The organism is Cryobacterium sp. Hz9 (genome assembly GCF_004402825.1).
In the GTDB taxonomy this organism is placed as follows: domain Bacteria; phylum Actinomycetota; class Actinomycetes; order Actinomycetales; family Microbacteriaceae; genus Cryobacterium; species Cryobacterium gelidum.
Map to the genome: position 1 here is coordinate 70,808 of NZ_SOFC01000011.1, position 26,918 is coordinate 97,725.

Sequence of the window (26,918 nt, forward strand, 5' to 3'; positions counted from 1 at the left end):
CCACCGACCGAAGGGATACCGACATGCGTGAAGTTCTGGATACCCTCTTCACGGGCTGGCAGAATGGCGCCACGGCGGGCCTCGCCACGGTCGTGCGAACCTTTCAGTCCGCGCCGCGCCCGCCCGGCGCCTCCATGCTGGTCAGTGCCGATGGCACCGTGGCCGGCTCGGTCTCGGGCGGTTGCGTCGAGGGCGCCGTCTACGAGCTCGCCACGCAGGTGGCCGAGGACGGCGTGCCCGTGCTCGTGCGATACGGCATCAGCGACGACGATGCGTTCGCCGTCGGGCTCACCTGCGGCGGCATCCTCGACGTTTTCGTCGAGCCCGTCTCCCGCAACACCTTTGCCCTGCTCGAGGGGGTGCATGATGACGTCGATGCCGGCCTGCCGGTGGGCGTCGCCACGGTGATCGAGCATCCGGATGCCGGCTGGATCGGCCGCCACCTCGTAGTGCGGCCGCACGGATTCGAAGGCGACCTGGGCTCGAACCGCGCCAACCACGCCATCGGCGACGATACCCAGGGTTTGCTCGCTGCCGGCCGCAACGCCACCCTCACCTACGGCCCAGACGGCGAGCGTCGGGGCGAGGGCATGCGGGTGTTCTTCGCGAGCTACGCACCGCGGCCCCGTCTGCTGGTCTTCGGGGCGATCGATTTCGCCACCGCCCTCGCCCGGCTCGGCATCTTTCTCGGCTACCGGGTCACGGTCTGCGATGCGCGCAGCGTCTTCGCGACCGCCGCCCGGTTTCCCGGCGTCGACGAGGTCGTGGTGAGCTGGCCCGACCGCTACCTGCGCGAGCAGATCGCCGGCGGGCTCATCGACCCCCGCACGGTCATCTGCGTGCTCACCCATGACCCCAAATTCGACGTTCCCCTGCTCGCAGCGGCCCTGCACGGCCCGCCCGTGGCGTATATCGGCGCTATGGGGTCACGCCGCACCCATCTCGACCGCCTCGAGCGCCTGCGCGCGGCAGGGGTGACCGATGCCGAGCTGGCGCGGCTACGCAGCCCGATCGGGCTCGACCTCGGCTCCCGCACACCCGAGGAGACCGCGGTCTCGATCGCCGCCGAGATCATCTCGCTGCAGTGGGGCGGCAGCGGGAAGCCGTTGCACACTCTAATCGATTCCATCCACCACGACGACCTCGTCGACCCCGACCCGCCGGCCGATCAATCAGCCCCTGGCGGCCAGAAGTTGATCGAGGCATGAGTCTGCTGGACTCCGTCACCTCCGTGCTGTTCGTGCACGCGCACCCCGACGACGAGACCATCAGCACTGGCGGCCTCATCGCGTATCTCGCAAGCCGCGGCATCCGGGTCAGCCTGGTCACGGCGACGCGCGGTGAGCGCGGAGAGGTCGTCGCCGGGCCGCTCTCAGTGCTCGCCGGAACCCCCGCCCTGGCCGAGGAGCGCGAGCGGGAACTCGAGCGCGCCGCCCGCGCCCTCGGCGTCGACGAGGGCTTCTGGCTCGGTGAAATACCAGCCCGCGCGCCCGGGCTGCCCGCGCGCCGCTACCGGGACTCCGGCATGGAGTGGATCCGCCCCGGCCTGGCCGGTCCGGCCGCAGATTCCGAAGCGGATGCGCTCGCTCGCGCGCCGCTCGCCGAGGTCATCAACGACCTCGTGGCCGTGCTGCGGTACGTGCGACCGAGCCTCGTCATCAGCTACGACGCCATTGGCGGTTACGGGCATCCCGACCACGTGCGCGTGCACGACGCCGCGCTCGGCGCCAGCCGAGCGCTCACGATCCCCTACGCGGAAATTCTCGGTGCTTGTGCCGCGGATGCGGAGTGGTTCGACCTCGACGCCGAGCGCGAGACCGTCGTGGCGGCCCTGCGCTTTCATGCCAGTCAGCTCAGTGTCGACGGAGACGATGTCGTGCACTCCGGCGGCCAGCGCGACCCCATCCGCACCGCGATCGGCCTGCGCCTGCTCTGACCGGCGAATCGCGCTTAAATCAAATCAGGCCGCCCAGCGGGCGGCCTGATTTGGTCAAAACAGCGTGTGACAGAACCGATGGTGGAGATGCGGGGAATTGAACCCCGGTCCACTGCTGTGGTCATATGCCTTCTACGGGTGTATCCAGTGAAGTCGCTTTCTCGGCCCCGGAATTTGCCGCTGGCATCTACTCCGACAGGCCCAGCCTTCGTTTAAGTCCCTCTATGCCCCGTGGCTCAGCGTAGAAGCAAGCTCTCTAAATGGCGTCAGGATCCGGGTAGAGAGCATTCCCGGTCTGGCGGACTTCGTTAGTGCTTTCGCTTAGGCAGCGAGAGCGAAGTCAGTGCGGTTTGATTTGGCACTTATTGTTTTGCAGAGATCGTTTACGAGATAACCCTGCATCCTCGACCCGCTTCTCACAATTGCGCAAACAGTGTCGAAACCGATCATCCCCATACACATAGCGAACCGACGGGCTCGCGATGGGTTCGTGTCACACGCTGTTGAGTTACCAAACGGCACCTTTCGGTGCAGCCCTCCATACTACACCAGAAGCGCCCCCAACAGAAGCGCACAGCTGGCTAGTCGCCGAGGTGTCGCTGCGCCGACATGGCACGGTCGGACTCCCGCTTGTCGGTGCGTTCCCGCAACGTCTGGCGTTTGTCGTATTCTTTCTTGCCCTTGGCCACGGCGATCTCCACTTTGGCTCGGCCGTCCGCAAAATAGATGCGCAGCGGAATGAGCGTGAAGCCGCCCTCTTTGGTTTTATGGCTGATCTTCACGATCTCTTTCTTGTGTAGAAGGAGTTTGCGCTTGCGGCGCGGCGGGTGATTGGTCCACGACCCACCGGAATACTCCGGAATGTGCACCGCATCCAGCCAGGCTTCGCCGCCTTCGATGAAGGCATAACCGTCGACCAGGGTAGCCCGGCCGGCGCGCAGAGATTTGACCTCGGTGCCGCTCAAGACTATCCCGGCCTCGTAAGTGTCACTGATGAGGTAGTCATGTCGGGCCTTGCGATTGGTCGCTACGACCTTTTCGCCACGTTCCCTGGGCATGTTGCCTCACCTCCCTTCGTTTCTTCCAGCGGATGCCGCCGGTCGAGCGGGCACACGGCCTGCTCAGCAGCCCACCAGTCTAGCGGAACCGAGGGCCGGCTGGCCCCCCGGCATCCGCTTGAGGGTTAGACCTTGAGGTAGCGGGTGATCGCGAAGTTCGCCGAGAACGCCGCCAGCACCGCACCGACGACGAGCAGGATGGGCACCACCACGAGCGCATCATCCATGCCGACCAGGGCGAAGCCGGTCAGCCGCGCGCCGAGATAGCCCTGCACGAAGAAGTACACGAGCGCCAGGATCGCGCCGCCAGCCAGCAGCGAACCGAGCAACGCCGCGAAGACACCCTCCAAAATGAACGGCGTCTGAATAAACCGGTTGCTCGCGCCGACCAACCGCATGATGCCCAGTTCCCGGCGTCTCGAGAACGCCGACAAACGGATGGTCGTGGCAATCAGCAGGGCCGCCGCTATCAGCATCAACCCGGCGATGCCGATGGCGGTGTAGCTTGCGACGTTGAGCACGGAGAAGATCTGGTCGAGATATTTACGCTGGTCAGCGACATTTTCAACGCCGGCGACTCCCGACAGGCTCTCCACCAGTACCGCGGATTGGGACGGATCCTTCAGGTTCACCCAGAACGTCTGGTTGAGCTGCTCGGCCGTGACATAGTCGGCGACCGGGTTGCCCGCAAACTGCTTCTTGAAGTTCTCAAAGGCCTGCTCGTGCGTCTCGAAGTAGTAGTTGTCAACGAACGGCGCGAGGGTGGGCGATTTGAGTTGCGCCTCCACCGCGGCGATCTGCTCCGGTGAGGCGTCGCCGCCGGTGCAGGTTTCGCCCGGGGATATATCGGAGCACATGTAGATGCCGACCTGCGCCTTGTCGTACCAGAAGTTCTTCATCTGGCCGATCTGCATCTGCATCAGAATGGCCGCGCCGACAAAGGTCAGCGAGATGAACGTCACGAGCACGACGGAGACGACCATCGAGGCGTTGCGCCGCAGACCGTTGGCGGCCTCAGAGAACACCAGACCGAGCCTCATCGGGTCGGCCCCACGTTCTGCTCGCCGGTTTGGTCGGGTTTCTCCCCCGGCGCGCGCAGGCCGAGCTTCTCGGCGAGAGTGAGCTGCTCGGGTTCATCGTCCTGGGCAACCGGCAGAACCGGCCGTGTCATCGGCGGTACCGGCGTGTGCGGGGCGTCCTCGGTCGGCGGCACGACGACCGGGGCCGGGGCAGCGGGCTCCGGCCTGGAAACCGGCGAGGAAACCGGCGAGGCGGCAGCGGCCACCGCGGCAGCCGCCGCCTGATGCAAGGATAGGGAGGTCTCGGGAACCGGGGCCGACGGGTGCGTCAGCGCCGGTTTGAGTGCAGCTGCGGGCCGGGCGTAGACCGCTGCGACGGGCGCCGGCTCGCTGGCGGGGGCATCCGTTGTGGGCGCCGGCAGAATGGTCGGGATGGATGCCGTGGCGTAGCCGCCCTGGCGCTCGTCTCGCACGATCTCGCCGTGAACGAGCTCGATCACGCGGCGCTGCATCTGGTCGACGATGCCAGCTTCATGGGTGGCCATGATGACGGTGGTGCCACTGGCATTGATGCTCGCGAGCAGCGACATGATCTCGGCGCTCGTGGTGGGGTCGAGGTTTCCGGTTGGCTCGTCGGCCAGCAGAATCTGTGGCTTGTTCACGATGGCGCGGGCAATAGCCACCCGCTGCTGCTCTCCACCGGAGAGTTCGTGCGGGAGGCGCTGGGATTTTTCGGCCAAGCCGACCATCTTGAGCGTGTCCGGCACGGCTTCCTGGATGAAACCGCGGCTCTTGCCGATGACCTGCAGGCTGAAGGCGACGTTGTCGAAGACGGTCTTGTTCGGCAGCAGACGAAAGTCTTGAAAGACGACGCCCATGTTGCGACGAAAGTAAGGAACCTTGCGGTTCGAGATCGACCTCAGGTCCTGGCCGAGCACGTGAATGCTGCCACTGGTCGGCTTCTCCTCCTTGAGCACGAGCCGTAGGCAGCTCGATTTTCCCGATCCGGAGGCGCCGACCAGAAAGACGAATTCGCCTCGCAAAATCTCGACGTCGATCGAGTTCAGTGCCGGCCGAGTGGTGCCGGGGTACTTCTTGGTTATGTGATCAAAACGGATCATAGCTCTTAGAGCCTAGGCAACCAGGGGCGTTTTCCCAACAGCGACATACCCGTTGGGCCAAGCCTCAGCATGCCTCTAGTCTTCGGGTGCCTTTTTGCGCCAGCGGATGCCGGCCGAGATGAATCCGTCCAGGTCACCGTCGAAGACGTTGCTGGGGTTGTTCACCTCATACTCGGTGCGCAGGTCCTTGACCATTTGGTACGGCGCGAGCACGTAGCTGCGCATCTGATCACCCCAGCTTGCGGTGATGTTGCCGGCGAGTTCTTTCTTGGTGGCCGCTTCTTTCTCGCGCTCCAGCACCAACAGTCGCGACTGCAATACGCGCATGGCGGCCGCGCGGTTCTGAATCTGGCTCTTCTCGTTCTGGCAGCTCACGACGGTGCCGGTGGGCAAGTGGGTGATGCGCACGGCCGAGTCGGTCGTGTTGACGGACTGGCCGCCGGGACCGCTCGACCGGAACACGTCGACGCGAATATCGCCGTCGGGCACCTCGATCGATTCGGTCTGCTCGATCAGCGGAACCACCTCGACCGCGGCGAACGAGGTCTGGCGTTTGCCGGCCGAGTTGAACGGGCTCATGCGCACCAGGCGGTGCGTACCGGCCTCGACGCTGAGCGTGCCGAAGGCGTAGGAAGCGTCGACTTCGAAGGTTGCGCTCTTGATGCCGGCTTCTTCGGCGTAGCTGATGTCGAGCACGCTCGTGCGCCAGTTGTGCTGCTCCGCATACCGCAGATACATGCGCAGGAGCATTTCGGCGAAGTCGGCCGCATCCACTCCCCCGGCGCCGGCGCGAATGGTGATGACGGCGTTGCGTTCGTCGAATTCGCCGTTGAGCAACGTTTGCACCTCGAGTTCGCCGAGGAGCTTCTGCAGGCTCGCTAGCTCGAGCGCTGCCTCATCGGCCAGTTCCTGATCGCCCTGGCCGTCGTTGGCCATGTCGACGAGCATCTCGAGGTCGTCGAGGCGCGTCGTGATGCTCTCAATACGCGCCAGTTGCGACTGCCGATGGCTGAGGTCGCTCGTCACCTTCTGCGCGTGCTCGGTGTTGTCCCACAAATCGGGCATACCGGCCTCGCCACTCAGGTCGTCGATGTCCGCGCGCAGTCGATCAATGTCGATCACCGAACGGATGTCGCCAAACGTGGTCCGCAGCGCGGCGATCTGTACTGAGAAATCCAAGTCAATCATGTTCTGTTCAGCCTACCGGGCTGGCGTAGCATCGTCTCTGATGAGCAATGCCCAGCGCCCCCTCAACCTGCGTGCGATCGCCCTGACGGCTTTTCTGCCCACCTTGTTGTTTTCCGTCGGTGAGGGCGCGATAATTCCGCTCATTCCACTGGTCGCCAATGACCTGGGCGCCACGCTCGCCATCGCCGGGGTGATCGCCGCCATGATCATGCTCGGCGAACTCGTCGGCGACATTCCCAGCGGCTGGGTCGTCTCCCGCATCGGCGAACGCAACTCGATGATCTGGGCATCCGTCATCACCGTCGGTGCCGTGATCATCTGCCTCGCGGCACCCAACCCGCTCATACTCGGCCTGGGAATCTTTCTGATCGGCATTGCGACGGCCGTGTTCGCCCTGGCCCGGCACGCCTTCATGACCAGTTATGTGCCCCTCGTCTACCGGGCCCGCGCACTGTCGACACTCGGCGGCGTGTTTCGGGCCGGCTGGTGTGTGGGGCCGTTCCTGTCCGCCGCGCTCATCCACCTCACCGGCAGCACCCAGGCGGCGTTCTGGGTATTCATCGTGTGCTGCGTATTCGCGATCACGCTGCTGTTGATCCTCCCGGACCCCGCCCGTGGCCTCGACGCGCCGGAAAGCGCTGTGCCGGAGCGGGCAGCACCCGCTAGACCTGCCGACGTTGCACCTGCCGGCGTTGCACCTGCCGACGTTGCACCCGCCGGCGTTGCACCGACCAGGGCTGCCGAAGCGGATGCCGCAGCACTCGCCGCACAGGGCCTCTTTCAGACCATCCGCAGCCACCGCGGTGTACTCGTGCGACTCGGCTCCGGTGCCGCCCTCGTGGGCGCGATGCGCGCCAGCCGAACCGTCATGCTGCCCCTCTGGGCGGTCAGCATCGGCATCAGTGCGCCCGAAACGGCCCTCATCATCGGTATCGCCGGCGGCATTGACTTCCTGTTGTTCTACGCCAGCGGTCAGATCATGGATCGCTTCGGTCGTATCTGGAGCGCGGTACCCTCGATGATCGGCCTCGGCCTCGGCCACGTCGCGCTCGCGTTCACGCACGATCTGCCGAGCAACGTCGGCTGGTTCATCGGCGTCGCGATGTTTCTGTCCCTCGCCAACGGCATCGGCAGCGGCCTGCTCATGACGCTGGGCGCAGACCTCGCGCCGCAGCGGTATCCGGCGCCGTTTCTCGGCGCCTGGCGATTCACCGCCGACTTCGGCAGCGCCGCCGCGCCGCTCGCCCTGGCCGGCATCACCGCCCTCGCCTCACTCTCGATCGCAAGCGGCATCATGGGGGTGTTCGGCTTGGTCGGAGCCGTGCTGTTGCGCCGCTACATTCCCCGGTTCGCCCCCCATCGGCCACGCCACCTGCTCTAGAGCGCAACCGTGCGGCCGACGGGCGCGGAATGATCCCGCATCCATCGTGGTTGATGTGGGTATGCCTCTCATCGGAGAATACGAGCCAAGCACCGCCCAGTGGGTGCGCGACCAGGTCGACCAGTACGAGAAGTCCGGTGGCACCGAGGGCACAACCCTGCGCGGAATGCCCGTCATCGTACTGACGACGCTCGGCGTGAAGTCCGGCAAGCTGCGCAAGGCGCCGCTCATGCGGGTCGAGCATGCCGGTCAGTACGCGGCTGTGGCCTCGCTCGGCGGCAGCCCCAAGAATCCGGTCTGGTACGCGAATGTCGTGGCGCATCCCGAGGTTGAGTTGCAGGACGGCACGCAGAAGTGGGATATGCGCGCCCGCGAGGTCACCGGCGACGAAAAGGCCACCTGGTGGAAGCGCGCCGTGGCGGCGTTCCCCGACTACGCCGAGTACCAGACCAAGACGGACCGCGAGATACCCGTCTTCGTGCTCGAACCGCTCGCCTGAGGGTGGCGTAAAACACGCACCCGCCCAGCGTCGAGCGGCACCAGGTTCAACCTATTCGCCCCGCTGCTCGCCGCCCACCTCACCCTGCGCGTCGAGTGACCCTCTCTCTCCCGGAGCGGATGCCCGGGGCTGGCTGCGAGATTCGCCCGGCTTCAGGGAATGGCGGTCGCGGTCAGCTCGAGGTCGGAGGTAGGCCGGTCACGCTGGGTCGCGATCGCCGCCCCTGCCGCCACGCACACGACGACGATGGCAATCTGCTGCAGCGCGGTAAAGGACTCGCCGAGCACGAGCGCACCGAAACCGGCCGCGATCACCGGGCCGAAACTCGTGATGATCGCGTACAAACGCGGGCTGATCCGACGCAGAATAAAGGTGTCGAGCGTGTAGGGAAAGGCGGAGGAGACGACGCCGACGAGCAGGAGCAATCCGACGATGCCCCAGGTGAACGCCGACAGATCGAGCGTGAATACGGCAATCGGAACCACGATCACGAGGCTCACCAGACTCGCGATCGAAATGCCTTCGAGGCCGGGGAATTGGGTCGCCACCCGGCGAGTCAGCAGAATGTAGCAAAACCAGGAGGCGGCCGCGGTGAGCGCGAGCACAATGCCGAGCACATCGAGGGTGCCGTCCGACCAGGTCAGCAGAAACACTCCCCCGGCGGCGGCCGCGGCGCACACAAAGTCGAGAAGGCGGCGGCTGGTCACGAGGGCGAGGACGAACGGTCCGAGAAATTCGATCGTCGCCGCCACGCCGAGTCCGATCATGCTGACGGCTTGATAAAAGTTGAGGTTCATGACGGCGAGTACGACCCCGAGGGCCAACGGAGGCCAGATTCGGCCCCAGGTCATCTTTTTCAGCTGAGGACGGGCCAGCGGCAGCACGACGAGAACCATGACAATCTGGCGGGCCGCGACGACGACGGGCGCACCGATCACCGGGATGAGCAGGCCAGCCACTGACGACCCGAAGTTGATGCTGACTTCGGTGGCGAGCTGGGCTCCCATCCCGCTCAATTGGTCCCGGTTGATACGCACGGTGCTCCTGTCGGCGCCGTCCGGGCACCTACCGACAGTACCGCTTCGGGCATCCGCTCTCAGACTGCCTGCGCGCACGCGCGAACGTCTACTGCAGCGGCACGAACTGGTAATCGCCGGTCAGAGTATCGACTGCCGAAAAAAACGTGAAGTCCCCACGAGGCAGGAGGCTTCCATCTCGACTACGTGCTCGCAGACCGTACGCTCCCCAATTTTGAAATTGTCAGTGCGACGATGTGCGGTTCAAGCGGGCTGCCGCCAGTTTGGAAGATATTTCTGAATTTTTATCAGCATAGTGCTGAGATTAGCTCGCTTTCAGGTGTGGTTTGGGCTATAATTGTGGGTGAAGGAGGCACCGTCGCCATGACCCTCACCGCCCCGCCCGCCGCAGCCGGCTCTGTGCCGGAACCCGAGGTTTCCCGGGTGGCGGCGATTGCGCAGGCTGGTGCGATTCTGGCTGGGGCGTTGGATGGGGTGCGGTTTGGTCACCTCGGCGACACCGAGGCCATCGCGGTGCTGGTCGCCCTGGAATCTCTTGGCCGCAAGGTTGATGGGGCCAGACTTCGAGCCACCACCGACATTGGTGCGCGTGCCGAAACCGATCTCGGTACCGGGTCGCTCGCCTACAAGAACGGATGCCGCAACCGGGTCGATTTCATCAGCCACCTCGCCGGCATCTCCGCCCGCGAAGCCAAACGCCGCCTCAAGCTGGGTGAGACCGCCGTGGAACGCACCCCGCTCGGGCTGCCCGTGCCGGCCCGCTACCCGGTCATCGCCGCCGGCCTCAAAAGCGGCGACCTCGGCATCGAGTCGGCCGAGATCATCGCCACCACCCTGACCGCGTTGCACGGCCGGGTCGGGCAAGACGACCTCGACCGGGTCGAACGCGCCCTCGTCGCCTCGGCGACCGGCGCCATCACCCCAGAGACCGCCGGGCTACCCGGCGCGGGGATCCGCTTCGCGCCCGACCTGCTACAGGCCCAAGCCCTGGAATGGCAGGGCCGCCTCGACCCCGACGGCACCGCCCCCAACGACGACGCCGTCGAAGCGACAAGCACCCTCACGTTCGGGCTGCTCCGCAATGGGCTCTACCCGCTGCGCGCCGACGTCACCCCCGAACTCCGCGGCATCATGGACACCCTGTTCGATACGTATCTGTCGGCGCGGTCGACGACACCCAGGTTTCTGCCAACCGAACTGCTCGACGGCACGGCTGGCACCGGCACCGGCACCGGCGCGGAGCCGTTCAGCGACGAACCGTTCAGCGGCGACACCCGCTTCGGTGTTGATCAGACCAGTGGCGACCGTCGCACCGGTGGGGAGAAACGCGCCGACATCCTCCGCTCCATCTTCGAATCCGCCGCCCGCGCCCCACACACCCCGACCATGGGCGGCGCCGCCCCGACCGTGATGGTGCACATCAATGCCGTCGACCTTGAACAGGGCCGCGGTGTCGGCTGGATCGACGGCGTCGACGCCCCCACCAGCTTCCGCCGCGTGAGTGAACTCATCTGCGCCGGCGGCTACCAACAGGTACTGCTCGGCCAGAACGGCAACGTCCTCAACCTCGGCGACAAACTTCGCTGCTTCACCCGCAGGCAACGCGCGGCGATCGCCGCCCGCGACGAAGGCTGTGTCATCCCCGGCTGCACTATTCCGGCCCGCTGGTGCGAAGTGCACCACGTTATCCCGTGGCAGCAGAACGGACCCACCAACATTGGTAACGGCACCCTTTTGTGCTGGTACCACCACCACACCATCGACACCGCCGGATGGAAGATCCGCATGGTCCGAGGAAGACCCCAGATCCGCGGGCCACTCATCTGGGACCCGACCCAAACCTGGCGACCCGCCCGCACCCACCGCGCCAACACCAGCACCAGCACCAGCACCAGCACCAGCCGGCCTGAACCACCCTGGCGCACCTGACAGGCGTGTGCCGGATCGTGCGGAGTTGCTGCCGGCTATTTTGCGCCGACGGACACCGTCGGGCTGCCGAGCGCTGCGGCGGGCATCTCGGCGGCGAGACGGTTAGCCTCTTCGATGAGTGTCGCTACGATCTCGGACTCGGGCACGGTCTTGATGACCTCGCCGCGCACGAAGATCTGGCCCCTGCCGTTTCCGCTCGCGACGCCAAGGTCGGCCTCGCGAGCCTCGCCCGGTCCGTTGACGACGCAACCCATGACGGCGACGCGCAGCGGCACGGTCATGCCCTCGAGTCCGTCGGTGACATCGTTGGCGAGCTTGTAGACATCTACTTGGGCCCGGCCGCAGCTCGGGCAAGAGACGATCTCGAGCTTGCGTTCGCGCAGGTTCAGCGACTGCAGAATCTGCAGACCCACCTTGATCTCCTCGACCGGCGGGGCACTCAGGGACACGCGAATGGTGTCTCCGATTCCCTCGCCGAGCAGAAGACCAAACGCCGTGGCGCTCTTAATCGTGCCCTGAAAGCTCGGGCCCGCCTCTGTGACACCGAGGTGCAACGGCCAGTCGCCGCGTTCGGCGAGCAGCCGGTATGCCTTGACCATGATCACCGGGTCGTTGTGCTTGACCGAGATCTTGAAGTCGTGAAAGTCGTGCTCTTCGAACAGGCTCGCCTCCCAGACGGCGCTCTCCACCAGCGCCTCGGGGGTGGCCTTGCCGTACTTCTGCATGAGGCTCGGCTCGAGCGAGCCGGCGTTGACGCCGATGCGCAGGCTCACGCCAGCGGCCTTCGCCGCGGCAGCAATCTTGCCGACCTGGTCGTCGAACTTGCGGATGTTGCCGGGGTTCACTCGCACGGCGGCGCAGCCCGCGTCGATCGCGGCGAAGACATAGTTCGGCTGAAAGTGAATGTCCGCGATGACCGGAATCTGACTCTTCTTCGCGATGATCGGCAGGGCTTCGGCGTCATCGCGCGTGGGTACCGCGACGCGCACGATGTCGCAGCCGGTCGCCGTGAGCTCTGCGATCTGCTGGAGCGTCGCATTGATGTTCGTCGTCGGAGTCGTCGTCATTGATTGCACGCTCACCTGAGCATTGCCACCGACCAAGACCTTTCCGACCTTGATCTGACGGGATTTACGTCTGGGAGCGAGTACCTCAGGTACTTTGGGCATCCCCAAGTTGATTGCAGCCACTTACCTAGCTTAGTTGTCGTAGCGTGCACCAAGCTGAATGTCGCCCCGATTCAGCGCCGCAGCAAGACGAGCGGCATCACGCTCTCGAGGCGTGCGAATCTATCCACGCCACGCCCGAATATGCTGGGAAGGTGGCAGAGCCGCGGCATTCAAGCACATCATTGACAAAGGAGTCCCGATGACCGAAACAGACGTCGTAATCCTGGCCGGATCCCGCACCCCACAGGGTCGCGTGAACGGGCAGCTCTCGTCCCTCACCGCCGTTGATCTCGGCGCCGCCGCCATCGTTGGCGCCCTCGCCCGCGCCGGAGTGGCTCCGGAGCAGGTTGATTTCGTGCTCATGGGGCAGGTGTTGCAAGCCGGCTGCGGGCAGAACCCGGCTCGGCAGTCCAGCGTGGCCGCGGGCATCCCGTGGAACGTGCCGGCTATGACACTCAATAAGGTGTGTCTTTCGGGCCTGGCCGCGGTCGTCGATGCCGCCCGCCTGGTACGGCTCGGCGAAGCGGATGTCGTCGTGGCCGGCGGGCAGGAGTCCATGTCGCGTGCTCCCCACCTGCTGCCGGGCGCACGCCAGGGCTGGGCCTACGGAACGGTGTCCGCTCTCGACCACGCCGCCTACGACGGCCTCACCGACGCGTTCGACGGTCTCTCGATGGGGCTTTCGACCGAGCGCGCCAACATTGAGCTCGGTCAGACCCGGATCGAGCAGGATGAAATCGCTGCCGCATCACACCAGCGCGCCGCAGCTGCCGCCGCGAGCGACGTGTTCAGTGACGAGATCACGCCGATCAGCGTGCCGCAACGCAAGGGCGAGCCGCGCGTCATCAGCACCGATGAGGGTGTGCGTGCGGAGAGCACGACCGAGACGCTCGGCCGGTTGCGCCCCGCCTTCGACCCGGCGGGAAGCATCACCGCCGGCAATGCCGCCCCGTTGAGCGACGGGGCGAGCGCGGTCGTCGTGACCAGCCGCGCCTGGGCCGAGAAGCACGGCCTGCCCTGGCTGGCCGTGATTGAGGCCAGCGGCCAGGTCGCCGGCCCCGACAACTCCCTGCACTCCCAACCGGCCAACGCGATAGCGCACGCACTCTCCCGCCAGGGCTGGACCGTGGCGGACCTCGACGTGATCGAGATCAACGAGGCCTTCGCCTCGGTCGTGGCGCAGTCGTCGAAGGTGCTCGGGGTGAGCCCCGACGTGGTGAACATTCACGGCGGTGGCATCGCGATCGGACACCCCATCGGGTCGAGCGGCGGGCGTATCGCCCTGCATGCCGCGCTCGAACTGGCGCGTCGCGGCACCGGCAAGGCCGCCGTGGCCCTGTGCGGCGGCGGCGGCCAGGGCGAAGCGCTGCTGCTGTCGCGGTAGCTTCTGGCTAGATGCTGCCAGGCAGGCGGGGCCTGGCTGCCCGGACGATTGGCCCGCACTACTTCGAGCCCGGCGCGGTTCTCCACCTCGTCGATGTCGCTCTGTGCCAGAACTCGATTCTTTGTCTCAGGGTGGGGCGCCGTATCCGCCCCGGGGAGCAGTGCCCTATCCGAAGAAGTTGATCGGCTTGACGATATCGGCGTAGATGAGCAACAGGCTCATCCCACCGAGCAGAACCACCACAGCCAGGGTGAGCGGCATGAGCTTGGCCATATCGACCGGCCCCGGATCGGGTCGTTTGAGCAGCTTCGCGAAGAAGCGACGGATTCCCTCCCACAGCGCTCCGGCAACATGGCCGCCGTCGAGGGGCAGCAGGGGCACCAGGTTGAAGACGAACAGGGCGATATTCAGTGACCCGAGCAAGCCGAGCATGCTCGCAACCTTGGACGCGACCGGGATCGTATCGATGCTCGCGAGCTCGCCGGCAACTCGGCCCACACCGACCACACTGATCGGACCGTTCACATCGCGCTCCCCCGGCCCGAACGCAGCATTGGCCACGGCCACGAGCCGGTCGGGCAGGTTGAGAATGAGGTGCGCGACATTGGCGATGTTGGCGCCGACCATGGGCAGCACAGCGGTCGCCGGCTGCGGCACCAGCTCGGTGGCCGCCCCGATGCCGACGAAGCCGACCTCCTCGGTGACCGCAGCGCCGGAGGCATCCGTTTTGATCGTGGCGCCGTCGGTGTACACGTAGCGTTCGGTGAGTTTGGGGGCGAGCGTGAGATTCACGTTGGCGCCGTCACGTTCGACGACCACCGCGAGGGTCTGCCCTGGAGACGAGCGGATGATCTCGGTCGACTGTGCCCAGCTCGTGATGGCGGTTCCGGCGATGCTGACCAGGCTGTCGCCCGGTTGTAATCCGGCAGCAGCCCCGGGTGAGGCTTCATCGGTGGCCGCGCAGGTCTGTCGGTCGCTCGATGCGGGCAGCACGCACTCGCTCACGCTGCCAACGGTGGTACTGATCTGCGCGGTACCGAATCCCATGAGCAAAATGGCGAACATTACGATCGCGATGAGCAGGTTCATGGCCGGCCCGCCCAGCATGATGATCACACGTTTGTAGACGGGCAACTGATAGAACGCGCGGTGGTCTTCGCCCTCGCCGATGGTCTCCGCACTGGCCTGGCGGGCGTCATCGGCCAGGGTCGACAGGGCGCTCGTCTTTTTCTCCGCCGCGCCCTCCTGCACCATCTGGTCGAAGAATCCGGTGGTGGTGCTCCGGGGAGCTCCGCCCTTCTTGGCGGGAGGGAACATGCCGATCATGGCGATATATCCACCCATAGGGATGGCTTTGACGCCGTACTCCGTCTCGCCCTTGGTGCGTGACCAGATGGTCGGGCCGAAGCCGATCATGTACTGGGTCACCTTGACGCCGAACAGCTTGGCGGGCACCAGGTGGCCGATTTCGTGCAGGCCGATCGAGAGCGCAAGGCCGACGACGACAATAGCGACACCGAGTATGAACAGCAGTACGGTTTCCACTGTTGTAGAGTAACCGCATCAAGCTGCAAAGGGGCTGGCCGTGCGGCCCGACCTCCCGATACGGGAGTGCATGTGCTTTGCTAGAGGATGGACGCACGAGGAGGTCCCTTGTCTGACGAATCTATTCCCACGCAGCAGTTGCCCGCTACGGCTAGACCCGGCCTGGTCGGCAGCCTGCTAGCGGACCGTTTTATGATCGAGAGCCTCATAGGTACCGGGGGGATGGCATCCGTCTATCGAGCGACGGACACGGCGCTGGGCCGCACGGTGGCCGTCAAACTGTTTCGAGCCGACGGCTCTGCCGCCGAACCTGAGCGCCAGAGCGGCGAGATCGCCCTGCTCGCGAGCCTGAACCATTTCGCCCTGGTCACCCTGTTCGATGCCGGCACCGCGATGGTCGACGGCGTGCCGCGCGCGTTCATCGTGATGGAACTCGTCGACGGCCCCGACCTCCGTGCACGCATCGAGGGTGGACCACTACCGAGCCTCGATGTGGCCGTGATGGGTGCCGACCTCGCCGAAGCGCTGCACTACGTGCACGAGCAGGGCATCATTCACCGTGACGTGAAGCCGGCCAACGTTCTGCTGGCGACCTCTGGCTTTCCCGGCCGCAGCATGCACGCCAAGCTCGCCGACTTCGGCATCGCTCGGCTGCTCGATGAGACCCGGCTCACCGCGACGGGGTCACTGCTCGGCACAGCCAGCTATCTCAGCCCCGAGCAGGCCCTCGGTGGCGCGATCGGGGCACCAACGGATGTCTACTCGCTCGGCCTGGTTCTGCTCGAGTGCCTCACCGGCCTGCGCGCCTATCCCGGAACGGCTGTGGAATCGGCAATGGCCCGGCTGCAACGCCAGCCCGAGATTCCGAACGCGCTCGGCCGAGACTGGATCGAGGTACTGGCGGCCATGACCGCCCGCGACACCGCCGACCGGTCCACCGCCGCCGAGGCCTCCCTGCTGCTGCGCGCCCTCGCCACTGAAACCGAGGATCAGGCCGTGGCCACGCTGGTGCTGCCGGCCAGTACGGGCAGTGACGCCGCGCCGACCGAGGTCCTGACGGCGGATCCTGCGCCGAAGCCCAAGCCGGCGACCGCGGCTATTTCCTGGAAGCAGACCGGGACCAAGCCGGCCCCGGCTACGCGCAGCCGCCGGACCATCCTTTGGACTACCGCGGCCACCCTGGTTGTCGCCGTGATCGCCCTTGGTGCGCTGTTCCTGCGCGGCGGCGACGAGCCGGCCGTGGTTCCGCCGAACTATCCAGCGGTCGACGGCACCCTCGGCACGCACCTCGAACAGCTACAGAAAAGCGTGAACCCGTGAATCGACGTATCCGCAATCGTCTGACCGTGGCCGTGGCCGCCGGACTTCTCCTTCTGGTGCCGCTGGCCGGCTGCGCTGGTGAACCGGTCCAGCTTGAGGCTTCGACCGCCGGGAATCTGCAGGCTGCGATGCTCGACATCACCGAGGCGGCCGCGGCCGGCGACTTCAGCGCGGCCCAATCACTCCTGACCGATATGCAGGCGAACCTGCACGCTGCCGCCGTAGCCGGGCAGGTGAGCGCCGAACGATCCTCGTCGATTCAAACCGCGATCAACCTGGTCAGCGCCGATTTGACGGCGGAGATCGAGGCTAGAGCGGTGGCGGCCGAAGCGGCTGCTGCGGCCGCAGCGAAGGCCGCAGCCCTCACCGAACAGCAGAACGCCGATAACGCCGAAAAGGCGGCCGAGGACTCCAGGGAGGCGGCCGACAACGCTCGCGAGGCGGAGAGGAAGGCCGCTGAAGACGCGAGGAAGGCGTGGGAAGAGTGTCTCAAGGACGGAGACCAGGACTCGTCCGCACAGTGTGACTAGCCCCAGGCGCCTGGCAGCTAGCGCGCGGCGATCAGCCGATCGGCGGCGGCCCGCGCCCAGCGCTCAGCGTCGGCGAGCGAGTCGAGGGTGAGGGCACCGTCGGGTTCGTGTGACTCGACCACGCGTAGTACCGTGTCGACGATGTCTAGAAAACCGATGCGTCCGGCGTGAAAAGCAGCGACGGCCTGCTCGTTGGCTGCGTTGAACACGGCGGGATAGGTACCGCCCTTGCGGCCGACCGTCTTGGCCAGTTCAACCGCCGGGAAGGCGTTCGTGTCGAGCGGTTCGAAGGTCCAGCTGTGCGGCACCGTCCAGTCGATCGGGGTGCCGACTGCGGCGACCCGGTTTGGCCAGTCCAGTCCGAGCGAGATCGGCAGCCGCATGTCGGGCGGGGACGCTTGCGCGATGGTCGACCCGTCGATGAATTCAACCATCGAGTGCACCACAGATTGCGGGTGCACGACGGCGTCGATGCGGTCATATTCCACGTCGAACAGCAGGTGCGCCTCGATGATTTCCAGCCCCTTGTTCACGAGGGTGGCCGAATTGGTGGTCACGACGAGGCCCATGTTCCAGGTCGGGTGCGCGAGGGCCTGCGCGGGAGTGACCCGGGCAAGCTGCTCACGGGTGAAACCGCGAAACGGCCCACCGGATGCCGTCAGCACGAGTCGTCGCACCTCAGGCTGGGTTCCTGCGAGCAGGGCCTGCGCGATGGCGGAGTGTTCAGAATCGACGGGCACGATCTGTCCGGGCGCAGCGAGCGATTTCACCAAGTCGCCACCGACGATGAGCGATTCCTTGTTGGCCAGGGCCAGGGTACGACCGGCCTTCAGCGCGGCGAGTGTCGGTCCGAGGCCGACTGAACCGGTGATGCCGTTGAGCACGACGTCGGCGTCGACGTCGCGCACGAGCTGCTCGGCAGCATCCGCTCCTAAAGCGGTGTGCTCGACCCGAAAGTCGAGGGCCTGCCCATCGAGCATCTCGCGGTTGCTGCCGGCAGCGAGACCGACCACCTCAAACCGCTCGGGATTGGCACGGATGACGTCGAGGGCCTGGGTACCGATGGAGCCCGTAGACCCGAGGACAATTACTCTCTGCACCCCTCCATGCTAGGTGCACGCCGCCGGAGATGTAGTGTCAACGGGTGACTGGTGCCAAAGCAGAACCCAAAGACAAAGACGAAGCCGGTCCCCAAGATAGCGACGCCTCAGCCGTCATCGCCGACGTGCCCGACGAACCAGAACGCGTGAAGCGTCCAGGATTCGTCTACTTTCTCGGCTACGGCATCATGGCCCCGGTCGCCCGCATCGTGTTTCGCCCGCACATCGTTGGCCGCGAGAACATCCCGGCGACCGGCAAAGTCATCCTCGCGAGCAACCATCTCTCCTTCATCGACAGCATCGTCATTCCACTCGTCGCGACCCGGCGCGTGCAGTTTCTCGCGAAATCGACCTACTTCACCGGAACCGGGTTTCAGGGCTGGGTGTCCCGCACGTTCTTCACCGCGATCGGTGCGATCGGTGTCGAACGCGGCGCCGGACAGGCCGCACAAGTCGCGCTCGACGCCGGTCGCGCCGTGCTCGAAGCCGAGGGCGCCTTCGCGATCTATCCGGAAGGCACACGTTCCCTCGACGGGCGTCTCTATAAAGGCCGCACCGGCGTCGCCTGGCTTGCTCTGAGCACGGGCGCCGTCGTGGTGCCGGTCGGACTGATCGGCACCCAGGAAATTCAGCCGGTCGGCACCAAGGTTCCGCGAATCCGCCGGGTCACGGTCAGCTTCGGTCAACCGCTCGACCTCGGCCATCACGGCCATGCCAACTCCGGGAAGGCCCGCCGCCAGGCCACGGATGAGGTCATGGCGGCCATTCACGGCCTGTCCGGCCAAGAATTGGCACACGCCTACAACGAATCCCCACCGGTCGGAACGCTGAATCGCCTCGCCCATCGGGTCTTTCCGCGCGAACGCCTGTAACAACAGGCTTCGGCTTGTCGGCGGCACGGAGGGCGGACACAGCCGACAGTCATAGGCTGGAGGAATGACTGCAACGTATTCGGTGCCCCAGCAACGCAAGCTCGTGACGGCTCTTCCCGGCCCCAAGTCGGTTGAATTACAGGCCAGGCGGGAGAAGACGGTCGCCCGCGGAGCCGGAACCCTCGCCAACATCTACATGGACCACGGCGCGGGAGCCATCCTGGTCGACGTCGACGGTAACCAGATCATCGACCTCGGGTGCGGCATCGGGGTGACCACGATTGGTCACGCCCATCCGGAGGTCGCAGCTGCGGCATCCGCTCAAGCGGCGAAACTGACCCACACCCTGTTCACCGTCACGCCATACGAGAACTACGTGGCCGTCGCCGAGAAACTCGCCGAGATCACCCCCGGCGACTTCGAGAAGCACTCGGTGCTCGTCAACACCGGTGCGGAAGCGGTGGAGAACGCGGTGAAGATCGCCCGCAAGTTCACCGGTCGCCGCGCGATCGTCGCCCTCGACCATGCCTTTCACGGTCGCACCAACCTCACCATGACGATGACATACCGGCCTTGGCCGGAACGGGCCGGCATGGGTCCGTTCCCCGGCGAAATCTACAGCGTGCCGACCAGCTACCCGTTCCGGGACGGCCTGAGCGGTCTGGAAGCGGCAGAAAAGACCATCGACTACATCAACACCCACATCGGAGCGAGTGAAGTCGCTGCGTTCTTCGTCGAGCCCATCCAGGGCGACGGCGGCGTCGTCATTCCCGCGCCCGGCTATTTCAAGCGCATTCGCGAATTCTGCACCGAGAATGGCATCGTCTTCGTCGCCGATGAGATTCAGGCTGGCATTGCCCGCACCGGAGTCTGGTACTCGATCGAACACCACGGTGTCGTGCCCGACCTGATCACCACGGCCAAGGGCATCGCCGGCGGTCTTCCGCTCGCCGCCGTCACCGGTCGCGCCGACATCATGGATTCCGTGCAGCCCGGCGGTATCGGCGGCACCTTCGGTGGCAACCCGGTCTCGACCGCAGCCGCCCTCGCGGTGTTCAACCTGATCGAGCGGGACAACCTGCTCGGGGAGGCGCAGCGGGTCGAAGCGGCACTCTGGGCGCGCATCGGCGACTGGGCCGAGAAGTTCTCCATCGTCGGCGAAGTGCGCGGCAAGGGCGCCATGTTCGGCGTCGAGCTCGTGCACCCGGGCACCAAGAAGCCCTACCCCGAAGCGCTGACCGCGCTGATCAAGCACGCGACCACGAACGGTGTCATTGCCCTGGATGCCGGCAGCTGGGATTCCGTGCTGCGCATCATGCCGTCCGTCGTGATCTCCGACGAACTCATCGACGACGCGGCGACCGTGCTCGAAGAAGCCTTGACCGCCCTCGTCGCCGCCTACCCCGCGTAAGTTCTGGATTGCGCGGGCAGGCGACGCTCGCGCGGCCGCCAGCCTCGGAATTCAGCGGAGTGATGCAGGTGGCCGGGAACCACTCCGCATCGCGCACCCGCGACACCGGCGAGTCCAGGTCGCCGGTAAGTTCCGCAGCGATGTGGTCGACGGTGTCGGCAGCCACGGTCTCGCCGGTCGCGCAGCCCGTGAGAACAAGAAGTGCGACGGCTATCTCGGTACCCGCGTTGAGCCATCGCGTGGCGCGTCATTGTTCGGCCACTGGTGCAGCAGATGGTGTCGTCGCCGGCGATAGCGTGGGCGCGGGTGTCGTCGCCGCGAAGGTGTGGGCGATGGCTCTCCCGCAGCGGGCACGTCGACGAGCGGCTGCACCTGGGTGAACGGGAGCGGCGCTGCTGCGGCATCCGCTTGGTGAGCCTGCCCGAGATAGTCGTAGGAGTAGTCGATATCTCCTGAGGTCACCAGCCGCAGCGGGTACACATTCCAGCCGCTGCCGCCCGCGCCAAGCCGTGGGTATCAGCTCGTTTCAGCACCGAAAAGCTCTAAAATTCGCGGCTCGGCGACGCGCAGCGCGCTTCAACGGTAGTGACCGGCTCCGGGCCGGCTCCTGACCGACCGGACTACGCTTGCGCTTAAAAGCACATTTCATGCAGTGAACGAGCGGGGACTCAATGGATTTCAGTTCTGCCGGTGGCGATATTTCACGCAGCGGTCTGCCCCCACGCGCAATGGAGTCATCGAGGCGCCGGCAGGCTACGGTGATCGCCCGTGCAGCGATAGTCATGCTGTCGGCACTAGTGCTTTCTGGGTGCGCTTCGCCAGCGCCAGCTGCCCCGGAAGCGAGCGTGACACCAAGGCAAGCCGACACAACTCCAACGCCAGTGGCACCAGCGACGGCCGCGACCGTTTCGACCATTACGATGAGCGGTTCGCAGTTGATGAGTGAGACGGCTACCGAGCAGCCGCTGTCCAGCGTTGACTTTGCGGAGGGGACGGACGCCGCCGTGGTCTTCCTCACCGACGCACTGGCGACTGCGCCAGAGCAATCCACGGGCGAGATCGAGGCGTGCGGCAACGTGACGGCCCGCTATTCCTGGGGCGGCACCGCGCTCGTGCTCGATGTCTGGGAACCAGCTGGTTTTGTTGTCACCTTCAACGAGCCCAGCGTCAACGGTATCACCCTGGAAAGCAGCGGCCACTTCGCGGTCGGCGACAATGCCCAAGCCTTCTTCGATGCACTTCCCCCCGAGCTGGCTTTCGATGAGTACAACGACGGCTCTGGGCCCTTCGTCTACGACAAAGTAGCGGACGCGTCCCCGTGGGGCGAGAGCAACGCCTACGGAGGCGTCTCCCGCTTGGCGACCGGCGGAGAAGTGGTCAGCATCGTGGCGCCCGATACGACGCGCGCCTTCTACTGCTAGACCTGCTCGCCCAGCCGTGAGTTTCGACTCGTTTCAGCGCGCCGAAAAGCGCTCGAACTTCCGGCTCGGCGACGCGTGGCGCGCTCAGGCGGTGGTGACAGGCTCGTGACCGATCGGAAAGTTGACCGAGGCCGCGATGAAGCATTCGCGGGCAGCCTCGGCATGCAACGACTGCGCGAACTCGATCTGCTCGGGGTCGGTGATCGTCACGCGCGGCCGCAGGGTGACCGCGGTGAAGTGGCCGCCGCCCGCTGATAGCTGTTCCATGGTGCCGATCGGGGCATCCGCGTACGCCGTCACGGTGACCCCGTTGCGGGCAGCGAAGTGCAGATACGACAAGAGATGGCACTGGGAAAGCGCCGCGAGCAGCAGCTCTTCGGGGTTCCACCGATCGTTGTCTCCGTGGAACGTCGGGTCGGACGAGCCTTGGATCGTCGCCTTGTCAGCGGATGCCCGACCGGCCGGCGAGATCAGATGGTCGCGCCCGTACGCCTTGTAGTGGTTCGTTCCGGTACCGCGATTCCCGGTCCACTCAACCCGCACCGCATATTCGTGCACTCCGTTCATGCTTCTCCCTTGGCTCTACAAGATTCTTGCAGGACATCTCAGGTTTACCCCGCCAACGGTCGGTAAAGTGGAGGCATCATGACTGACACCCTCACAGACTCCGCCCCCATTGCCGCCGCTGACATTGCGCCCACCCAGTACGTCGTGACGCAAGAACGAAAGATCCGCACCGCGATCCCCGGTCCGATCTCGGCAGCGTTGCATGAGCGGCGCCGGGCGGTCGTCTCCGATGGTGTGAGCTCCATGCTCCCCGTCTACATTGCCAAGGCCAATGGCGCGATCGTCGTCGACGTTGACGGCAACCAGTTCATCGACCTCGGCGCCGGAATCGGAGTGACCACGATCGGCCACACCGAGGCAAGCGTTGTCGCGGCGGCTGTCGAACAGTCTCAGGACTTTATTCACACACTCTTCACCGTCACGCCCTACGAAGAGTATGTGCGCGTCGCCGAGCTGCTCGCCGAGCACACCCCGGGGGATTTTGCGAAGAAGAGTGTGCTCATCAACTCCGGAGCCGAAGCCGTCGAGAACGGCGTGAAGATCGCCCGCAAGTACACCGGCCGTCGCGCCGTCGCCGTGCTCGACCACGCCTACCACGGTCGCACCGTGCTGACCATGGCCATGAACTATAAGGCCATGCCCTATGCCACCGGCTACGGCCCGCTCGCCAGCGACGTCTACCACGCACCGAGTTCCTACCCCTACCACGACGGTCTGACCGGTGCCGAGGCGGCCGTCCGCACCATCACGTACCTCGACAAGGTGATCGGGGCATCCGATCTGGCCTGCCTCGTCGTCGAACCCATCCAGGGTGAGGGCGGATTCATGGTTCCAGCGGATGGCTATCTCCCGGCCCTGCAGAAATGGTGCACCGCAAATGGTGTCGTCATGATCGCCGATGAGATCCAGAGTGGCATGGCCCGCTCGGGCAAGTACTTCGCGAGCGAGCACTTCGGCTGGATCCCCGACCTCGTCCTCACCGCCAAGGGCATTGCCGGCGGTTTCCCGCTCGCCGCTGTCACCGGCCGCGCCGAAATCATGGATGCCTCGCAGCCCGGCGGCCTCGGCGGCACCTTCGGTGGCAACCCGGTCTCCTGCGCCGCCGCCATTGCCGTGTTCGACGCGATCGAGGCCAACAATCTGCTCGGCGAGGCAGTGCGCATCGGGAAGTCCCTCACCACGGGGCTGACCGCGCTGAAGAACAAGTACGACATCATCGGCGAGATTCGCGGCCACGGCGCCATGATGGCGATCGAGCTCGTGCAGCCAGGCACCGGAGACACCACGAAAGCGCCGAACGCCGCCGCGGTGAGCGCCATCTCCACCTACGCCGGCCAGCACGGGGTTCTGCTGCTCACCGCAGGAACTTACGGCAACGTGCTGCGCTTCCTGCCGAGCCTCGCCCTGTCCGATTCCCTGATCATCGACGCCCTCTCGGTGATCGACGACGCCATCGCCGCGCACGCTGCAGCGCTTACCGCAGCGCTTACCGCGTCGTCACACTAACGCCGTGACGGAAACTTTCACGGTCGACGACTCCGTCGAGCTCGCCGTCGTCGAGCGCAGCGGCTTCGTCGAATCCCGGCACGCCGGTGCGGCGATCGTGCTCGGCACCAACGGTGAGGTGTTGCGGGCGCTCGGCGACGTGACCAGCCCGGTCTTTCCACGTTCGGCGATGAAACCGTTCCAGGCCGTTGCGGTCATGGCGAGCGGCGCCGCCCTGCGGGGAGCGGATGCTGCGATCGCCACCGCCAGTCACAGCGGCACCGCCGCCCACGTCGATCTCGTTCGCGGGCTCCTCTCCCGGGCCGGAGTGCCCGAGACAGCTCTCGCCTGCCCGGCTGCCTGGCCGATCGACTCCGTCGCCCGCGACGCCCTCGTACGCCTCGGCGCCAGCAAAGCACCGGTGTACATGGAGTGCTCGGGCAAACATGCGGCGATGCTCGTGGCGTGCCAGCAGAACGGCTGGGCTGTGGAGGGCTATCTGAACCCTGCGCATCCGCTGCAAAAACGCATTCTCGACGTGCTCGAACGCTTCACCGGCGAACGACCGTTGGCATCGGGCGTCGACGGCTGTGGCGCCCCCGTGCACGCGATCTCCCTCACCGGGCTGGCCCGAGGCATCGCGCGCATTGCCACGAGCAAGTCCAACTCACCGTTTGCGATTTATCGCGAGGCGGGTTTTCTTGCCGAAGCGGTGCGCGCCAATGGCTGGGTCGTGGCCGGACCCGGCCACTCCGACAGCATCGTGATCGACCGGCTCGGCCTGTTCATGAAGGGCGGCGCCGAGGGCATCATGGTTGCCGCCGCCGAGAACGGCACCACCGTGGCCCTGAAAATCCTCGACGGCAACCTTCGCGCCGCCGCGGCGGTCGCGCTGAGCCTGCTGGCCGATGCCGGCGCAATCGCTCGAACGGATGTCGCCGAGCTGCTGCCCGAGCTCGGTCTCACCGTGACCGGCGGCGGACGGCCGGTGGGAGAGATTCGTGCCTGTTACGTCTAGCCGGTTCGGCCGGGCGGGGCGATGCGGTCGAAGCCGGCCGTCGATGACCAGCGGTACGTGGTCGAACGGTACGTGGCGATCGCCAACCCACCTCGACCACGTCGACAGAACGTATCGATCCGGTCAGCGGCAGGTCGGTACCGGCGCCGGGTTGACCAGCGGGTCGAGGGTTCTCACGGTGCCGGGTGGGTCAGCTGAGCTTGGCCAGCCGCCGCGCCTTCGCCGCCCCCGACACCTGCACCGTAACGACGACGACGAGCGCGAGAATGAACACGGCCGAGGCGAGCACGTTAGCTTCGGCCGGAATGCCGCGCGCCGCCGATATGTAGATGTACTTGGGGAAGGTCGTCACCGCTCCGGAGTTGAAATTCGTGATGATGAAGTCGTCGAACGATAACGCGAACGACAACAGCGCGGCCGCCAGAATGCCGGGCAGGAGCAGCGGAAAAGTGATGCGCGCGAACACCTGCCAGGCGGAGCCGTACAGGTCGCGGCCGGCCTCCTCCAACGCGGGGTCGAGGCTCGCGACACGCGCCTTGACGGTGACCACCACGAAGCTGATGCAGAACATGGTATGCGCGAGAATGATCGTCAGCATGTCTTTCGGCACACCGAGCGACAGAAACTGTGCGGCCAGGCCGGCGCCGAGGACGACCTCCGGGGTGGCCATCGGCAGAAACAGGAGCAGGCTGGTCTGCGACCGAAACTTGAACCGGTAGCGCACGATGGCGATCGCGATCATGGTGCCCAGGGTGGTGGCTGCGACCGTGGCCACGGCTCCGATGAACAGGCTGTTGCCGAAGGCCTGGCAGACGGCGCCGTTTTGTACGTTGCAGACATTGAGCCACTTGTCGAAGGTGAAACCGCGCCAGGTGATGTTCGACTTGAGCGAGTCGTTGAACGAGTAGACGAAGGTGTAACCGATCGGAATCATCAGAAACAACAGCGCCAGACCGCTGTACACGGGCAGCAGCCACTTGCCGAGGGAGAGCTTCACAGCAGTTCCTCCGTTCCGGATCGTTTGACGTAGATGCTGACGATCACAAGGATGACCGTCATCAGAATGATCGACAGGGCCGCCGCTGAGGGGTAGTTCTGCAGCACGAGAAAGTTGGCCTCGATCACGTTGCCCATCATCTGGGTGCCGGTACCACCGAGAAAGTCGCGGCTGGCGTTGATATAGTCACCGGCCGCTGGAATGAAGGTGAGGAGGGTGCCAGCCACGATGCCGGGCATGGACAGCGGAATGGTGATCTTGCGAAACACCTGGAACGGGCTCGCGTAGAGGTCATTGCCAGCTTCAAGGTAGCGCACGTCGAGTCGTTCGAGCGTCGTATACAGCGGCAGGGTCATGAAAGGAATGAAGTTGTAGGTCAGGCCGAAGATCACCGAGAAAGCGGTACCGGTCACGTGCGCTTCCGGCCCCAGCAGGGATAACGCCTTCAACGACTGCACGACGAAAGACTCATCGGAGAACAGCTGCTTCCAGGCCAGGGTGCGCAGCAGAAAGCTGATGAAGAAGGGCGCGATCACGAGCACGAGCATGAGACTTTGCAACAGCGGCCACTTGCGGGCCTTCACACCGATGAAATAGGCGAGCGGGTAGCTGATCAGCAACGCGAAGAACGTGGCGGCCAACGCGTAGCTGAATGATCGCACGATGTGCGGCCAGTAGGTCGTGACGACCTCGACATAGTTCTGCCAGCGGAAGGCGTAGTCGAATTGGCCCATATCGCCGAACTCCCGCGGCGACTGGAACGACGTCAGCAGCAACGACACCAGCGGCGTGAGAAAGAACAGCACCAGATAGAGGATGCCCGGCAACAGCAGGAACAGCGCCACCGGGCTGCGACGCCGAGCGACCGGTTCGGTCGACGGCGCGGTCGTGGCGGACGGGGCTGTCGAAGAAAATGCGGCGAAGGCCATCG

The 26,918-nt window shown here is 65.5% G+C and carries 25 protein-coding genes and 1 other RNA gene; 13 read left to right on the plus strand and 13 right to left on the minus strand.

The features are described 5' to 3' along the window. Nucleotides 1-23 precede the first annotated feature (23 nt). On the plus strand, nt 24-1,208 hold the full coding sequence (locus E3N85_RS04650) for an XdhC family protein (protein WP_134459998.1): 1,185 nt from the start codon (nt 24-26) through the stop codon (nt 1,206-1,208). Further along, entirely contained in the window at nt 1,205-1,936 is a 732-nt protein-coding gene (locus E3N85_RS04655; protein WP_134460001.1) for a PIG-L family deacetylase, read from the plus strand. Before E3N85_RS04650 ends, E3N85_RS04655 begins: the two co-directional genes overlap by 4 nt. A 79-nt stretch (nt 1,937-2,015) precedes the next feature. Here E3N85_RS04655 and ssrA read toward each other — a convergent pair. From ssrA to prfB, 5 genes are all read right to left on the minus strand, one after another. Further along, nucleotides 2,016-2,390, minus strand: a transfer-messenger RNA (tmRNA) gene (gene ssrA, locus E3N85_RS04660). A 127-nt stretch (nt 2,391-2,517) separates the two neighbouring features. Beyond that, a complete protein-coding gene (gene smpB, locus E3N85_RS04665; protein ID WP_134460004.1) occupies nt 2,518-2,994 on the minus strand; it encodes an SsrA-binding protein SmpB in 477 nt (158 codons plus the stop codon). 125 nt (nt 2,995-3,119) lie between these two features. Further along, nucleotides 3,120-4,034, minus strand: coding sequence for a permease-like cell division protein FtsX (ftsX, locus tag E3N85_RS04670; RefSeq protein WP_134460007.1), 915 nt, complete (start codon nt 4,032-4,034; stop codon nt 3,120-3,122). Then, nucleotides 4,031-5,134, minus strand: a complete 1,104-nt coding sequence (gene ftsE / locus E3N85_RS04675; RefSeq protein ID WP_134460010.1) for a cell division ATP-binding protein FtsE — start codon at nt 5,132-5,134, stop codon at nt 4,031-4,033. Before ftsE ends, ftsX begins: the two co-directional genes overlap by 4 nt. Nucleotides 5,135-5,209: 75 nt before the next feature. Then, nucleotides 5,210-6,322, minus strand: coding sequence for a peptide chain release factor 2 (gene prfB / locus E3N85_RS04680; protein WP_134460013.1), 1,113 nt, complete (start codon nt 6,320-6,322; stop codon nt 5,210-5,212). 40 nt (nt 6,323-6,362) lie between these two features. On the opposite strand from prfB, the gene E3N85_RS04685 reads away from it, so the two are divergent. Both E3N85_RS04685 and E3N85_RS04690 read left to right on the plus strand, forming a co-directional pair. Next, entirely contained in the window at nt 6,363-7,703 is a 1,341-nt protein-coding gene (locus E3N85_RS04685) for an MFS transporter (RefSeq protein WP_134460016.1), read from the plus strand. 61 nt (nt 7,704-7,764) lie between these two features. Beyond that, the gene (locus E3N85_RS04690) at nt 7,765-8,202 is read left to right on the plus strand and encodes a nitroreductase family deazaflavin-dependent oxidoreductase (protein ID WP_134460019.1); all 438 of its coding nucleotides are present in this window, start codon (nt 7,765-7,767) and stop codon (nt 8,200-8,202) included. A gap of 152 nt (nt 8,203-8,354) precedes the next feature. Here E3N85_RS04690 and E3N85_RS04695 read toward each other — a convergent pair whose 3' ends face one another. Continuing rightward, nucleotides 8,355-9,239, minus strand: a complete 885-nt coding sequence (locus tag E3N85_RS04695; protein ID WP_241978305.1) for a DMT family transporter — start codon at nt 9,237-9,239, stop codon at nt 8,355-8,357. Nucleotides 9,240-9,602: 363 nt separating this feature from the next. Between E3N85_RS04695 and E3N85_RS04700 the strand changes: the two genes are divergently transcribed. Next, nucleotides 9,603-11,168 carry an HNH endonuclease signature motif containing protein gene (locus E3N85_RS04700; RefSeq protein WP_166783856.1) on the plus strand — a complete coding sequence of 522 codons (1,566 nt, stop codon included), beginning with the start codon at nt 9,603-9,605 and terminating at the stop codon, nt 11,166-11,168. A 35-nt stretch (nt 11,169-11,203) separates the two neighbouring features. Here E3N85_RS04700 and ispG read toward each other — a convergent pair whose 3' ends face one another. Next, nucleotides 11,204-12,358, minus strand: a complete 1,155-nt coding sequence (ispG, locus tag E3N85_RS04705) for a flavodoxin-dependent (E)-4-hydroxy-3-methylbut-2-enyl-diphosphate synthase (protein WP_174722462.1) — start codon at nt 12,356-12,358, stop codon at nt 11,204-11,206. A 178-nt stretch (nt 12,359-12,536) separates the two neighbouring features. On the opposite strand from ispG, the gene E3N85_RS04710 reads away from it, so the two are divergent. After that, nucleotides 12,537-13,721 (plus strand): acetyl-CoA C-acetyltransferase, encoded by a 1,185-nt coding sequence (locus E3N85_RS04710; RefSeq protein WP_134460025.1) that lies wholly within the window; start codon nt 12,537-12,539, stop codon nt 13,719-13,721. 165 nt (nt 13,722-13,886) lie between these two features. Here the strand turns inward: E3N85_RS04710 and E3N85_RS04715 are convergent, their stop codons facing one another. Then, nucleotides 13,887-15,266 carry an RIP metalloprotease gene (locus tag E3N85_RS04715; protein ID WP_134460028.1) on the minus strand — a complete coding sequence of 460 codons (1,380 nt, stop codon included), beginning with the start codon at nt 15,264-15,266 and terminating at the stop codon, nt 13,887-13,889. Between the two features lie 108 nt (nt 15,267-15,374). On the opposite strand from E3N85_RS04715, the gene E3N85_RS04720 reads away from it, so the two are divergent. Continuing rightward, a complete protein-coding gene (locus tag E3N85_RS04720) occupies nt 15,375-16,586 on the plus strand; it encodes a serine/threonine-protein kinase (RefSeq protein ID WP_241978306.1) in 1,212 nt (403 codons plus the stop codon). Then, nucleotides 16,583-17,116 carry a hypothetical protein gene (locus tag E3N85_RS04725; RefSeq protein ID WP_134460034.1) on the plus strand — a complete coding sequence of 178 codons (534 nt, stop codon included), beginning with the start codon at nt 16,583-16,585 and terminating at the stop codon, nt 17,114-17,116. The genes E3N85_RS04720 and E3N85_RS04725 overlap by 4 nt, the downstream gene beginning before the upstream one ends. A gap of 17 nt (nt 17,117-17,133) precedes the next feature. Here E3N85_RS04725 and dxr read toward each other — a convergent pair whose 3' ends face one another. Further along, nucleotides 17,134-18,216, minus strand: coding sequence for a 1-deoxy-D-xylulose-5-phosphate reductoisomerase (dxr, locus tag E3N85_RS04730; protein WP_134460037.1), 1,083 nt, complete (start codon nt 18,214-18,216; stop codon nt 17,134-17,136). 188 nt (nt 18,217-18,404) lie between these two features. Between dxr and E3N85_RS04735 the strand changes: the two genes are divergently transcribed. Both E3N85_RS04735 and E3N85_RS04740 read left to right on the plus strand, forming a co-directional pair. Further along, on the plus strand, nt 18,405-19,088 hold the full coding sequence (locus E3N85_RS04735; protein ID WP_134460733.1) for a 1-acyl-sn-glycerol-3-phosphate acyltransferase: 684 nt from the start codon (nt 18,405-18,407) through the stop codon (nt 19,086-19,088). Nucleotides 19,089-19,152: 64 nt separating this feature from the next. Continuing rightward, the gene (locus E3N85_RS04740; protein WP_134460040.1) at nt 19,153-20,499 is read left to right on the plus strand and encodes an aminotransferase class III-fold pyridoxal phosphate-dependent enzyme; all 1,347 of its coding nucleotides are present in this window, start codon (nt 19,153-19,155) and stop codon (nt 20,497-20,499) included. Between the two features lie 210 nt (nt 20,500-20,709). Here E3N85_RS04740 and E3N85_RS04745 read toward each other — a convergent pair whose 3' ends face one another. Further along, on the minus strand, nt 20,710-20,961 hold the full coding sequence (locus E3N85_RS04745) for a hypothetical protein (RefSeq protein WP_134460042.1): 252 nt from the start codon (nt 20,959-20,961) through the stop codon (nt 20,710-20,712). 458 nt (nt 20,962-21,419) lie between these two features. Here E3N85_RS04745 and E3N85_RS04750 point away from each other — a divergent pair, with 458 nt between their 5' ends. Then, nucleotides 21,420-21,920, plus strand: coding sequence for a hypothetical protein (locus E3N85_RS04750; protein WP_134460045.1), 501 nt, complete (start codon nt 21,420-21,422; stop codon nt 21,918-21,920). Between the two features lie 84 nt (nt 21,921-22,004). Here E3N85_RS04750 and E3N85_RS04755 read toward each other — a convergent pair whose 3' ends face one another. Beyond that, the gene (locus E3N85_RS04755) at nt 22,005-22,487 is read right to left on the minus strand and encodes an OsmC family protein (protein WP_134460048.1); all 483 of its coding nucleotides are present in this window, start codon (nt 22,485-22,487) and stop codon (nt 22,005-22,007) included. Between the two features lie 78 nt (nt 22,488-22,565). Between E3N85_RS04755 and gabT the strand changes: the two genes are divergently transcribed. Both gabT and E3N85_RS04765 read left to right on the plus strand, forming a co-directional pair. Continuing rightward, a complete protein-coding gene (gabT, locus tag E3N85_RS04760; protein WP_134460051.1) occupies nt 22,566-23,993 on the plus strand; it encodes a 4-aminobutyrate--2-oxoglutarate transaminase in 1,428 nt (475 codons plus the stop codon). Between the two features lie 4 nt (nt 23,994-23,997). Next, nucleotides 23,998-24,990, plus strand: coding sequence for an asparaginase (locus E3N85_RS04765; protein ID WP_134460054.1), 993 nt, complete (start codon nt 23,998-24,000; stop codon nt 24,988-24,990). A 190-nt stretch (nt 24,991-25,180) separates the two neighbouring features. Here the strand turns inward: E3N85_RS04765 and E3N85_RS04770 are convergent, their stop codons facing one another. After that, nucleotides 25,181-25,987, minus strand: a complete 807-nt coding sequence (locus tag E3N85_RS04770) for an ABC transporter permease (RefSeq protein ID WP_174722463.1) — start codon at nt 25,985-25,987, stop codon at nt 25,181-25,183. Beyond that, nucleotides 25,984-26,916 (minus strand): ABC transporter permease, encoded by a 933-nt coding sequence (locus E3N85_RS04775; RefSeq protein WP_134460057.1) that lies wholly within the window; start codon nt 26,914-26,916, stop codon nt 25,984-25,986. Before E3N85_RS04775 ends, E3N85_RS04770 begins: the two co-directional genes overlap by 4 nt. Nucleotides 26,917-26,918: the final 2 nt, after the last annotated feature.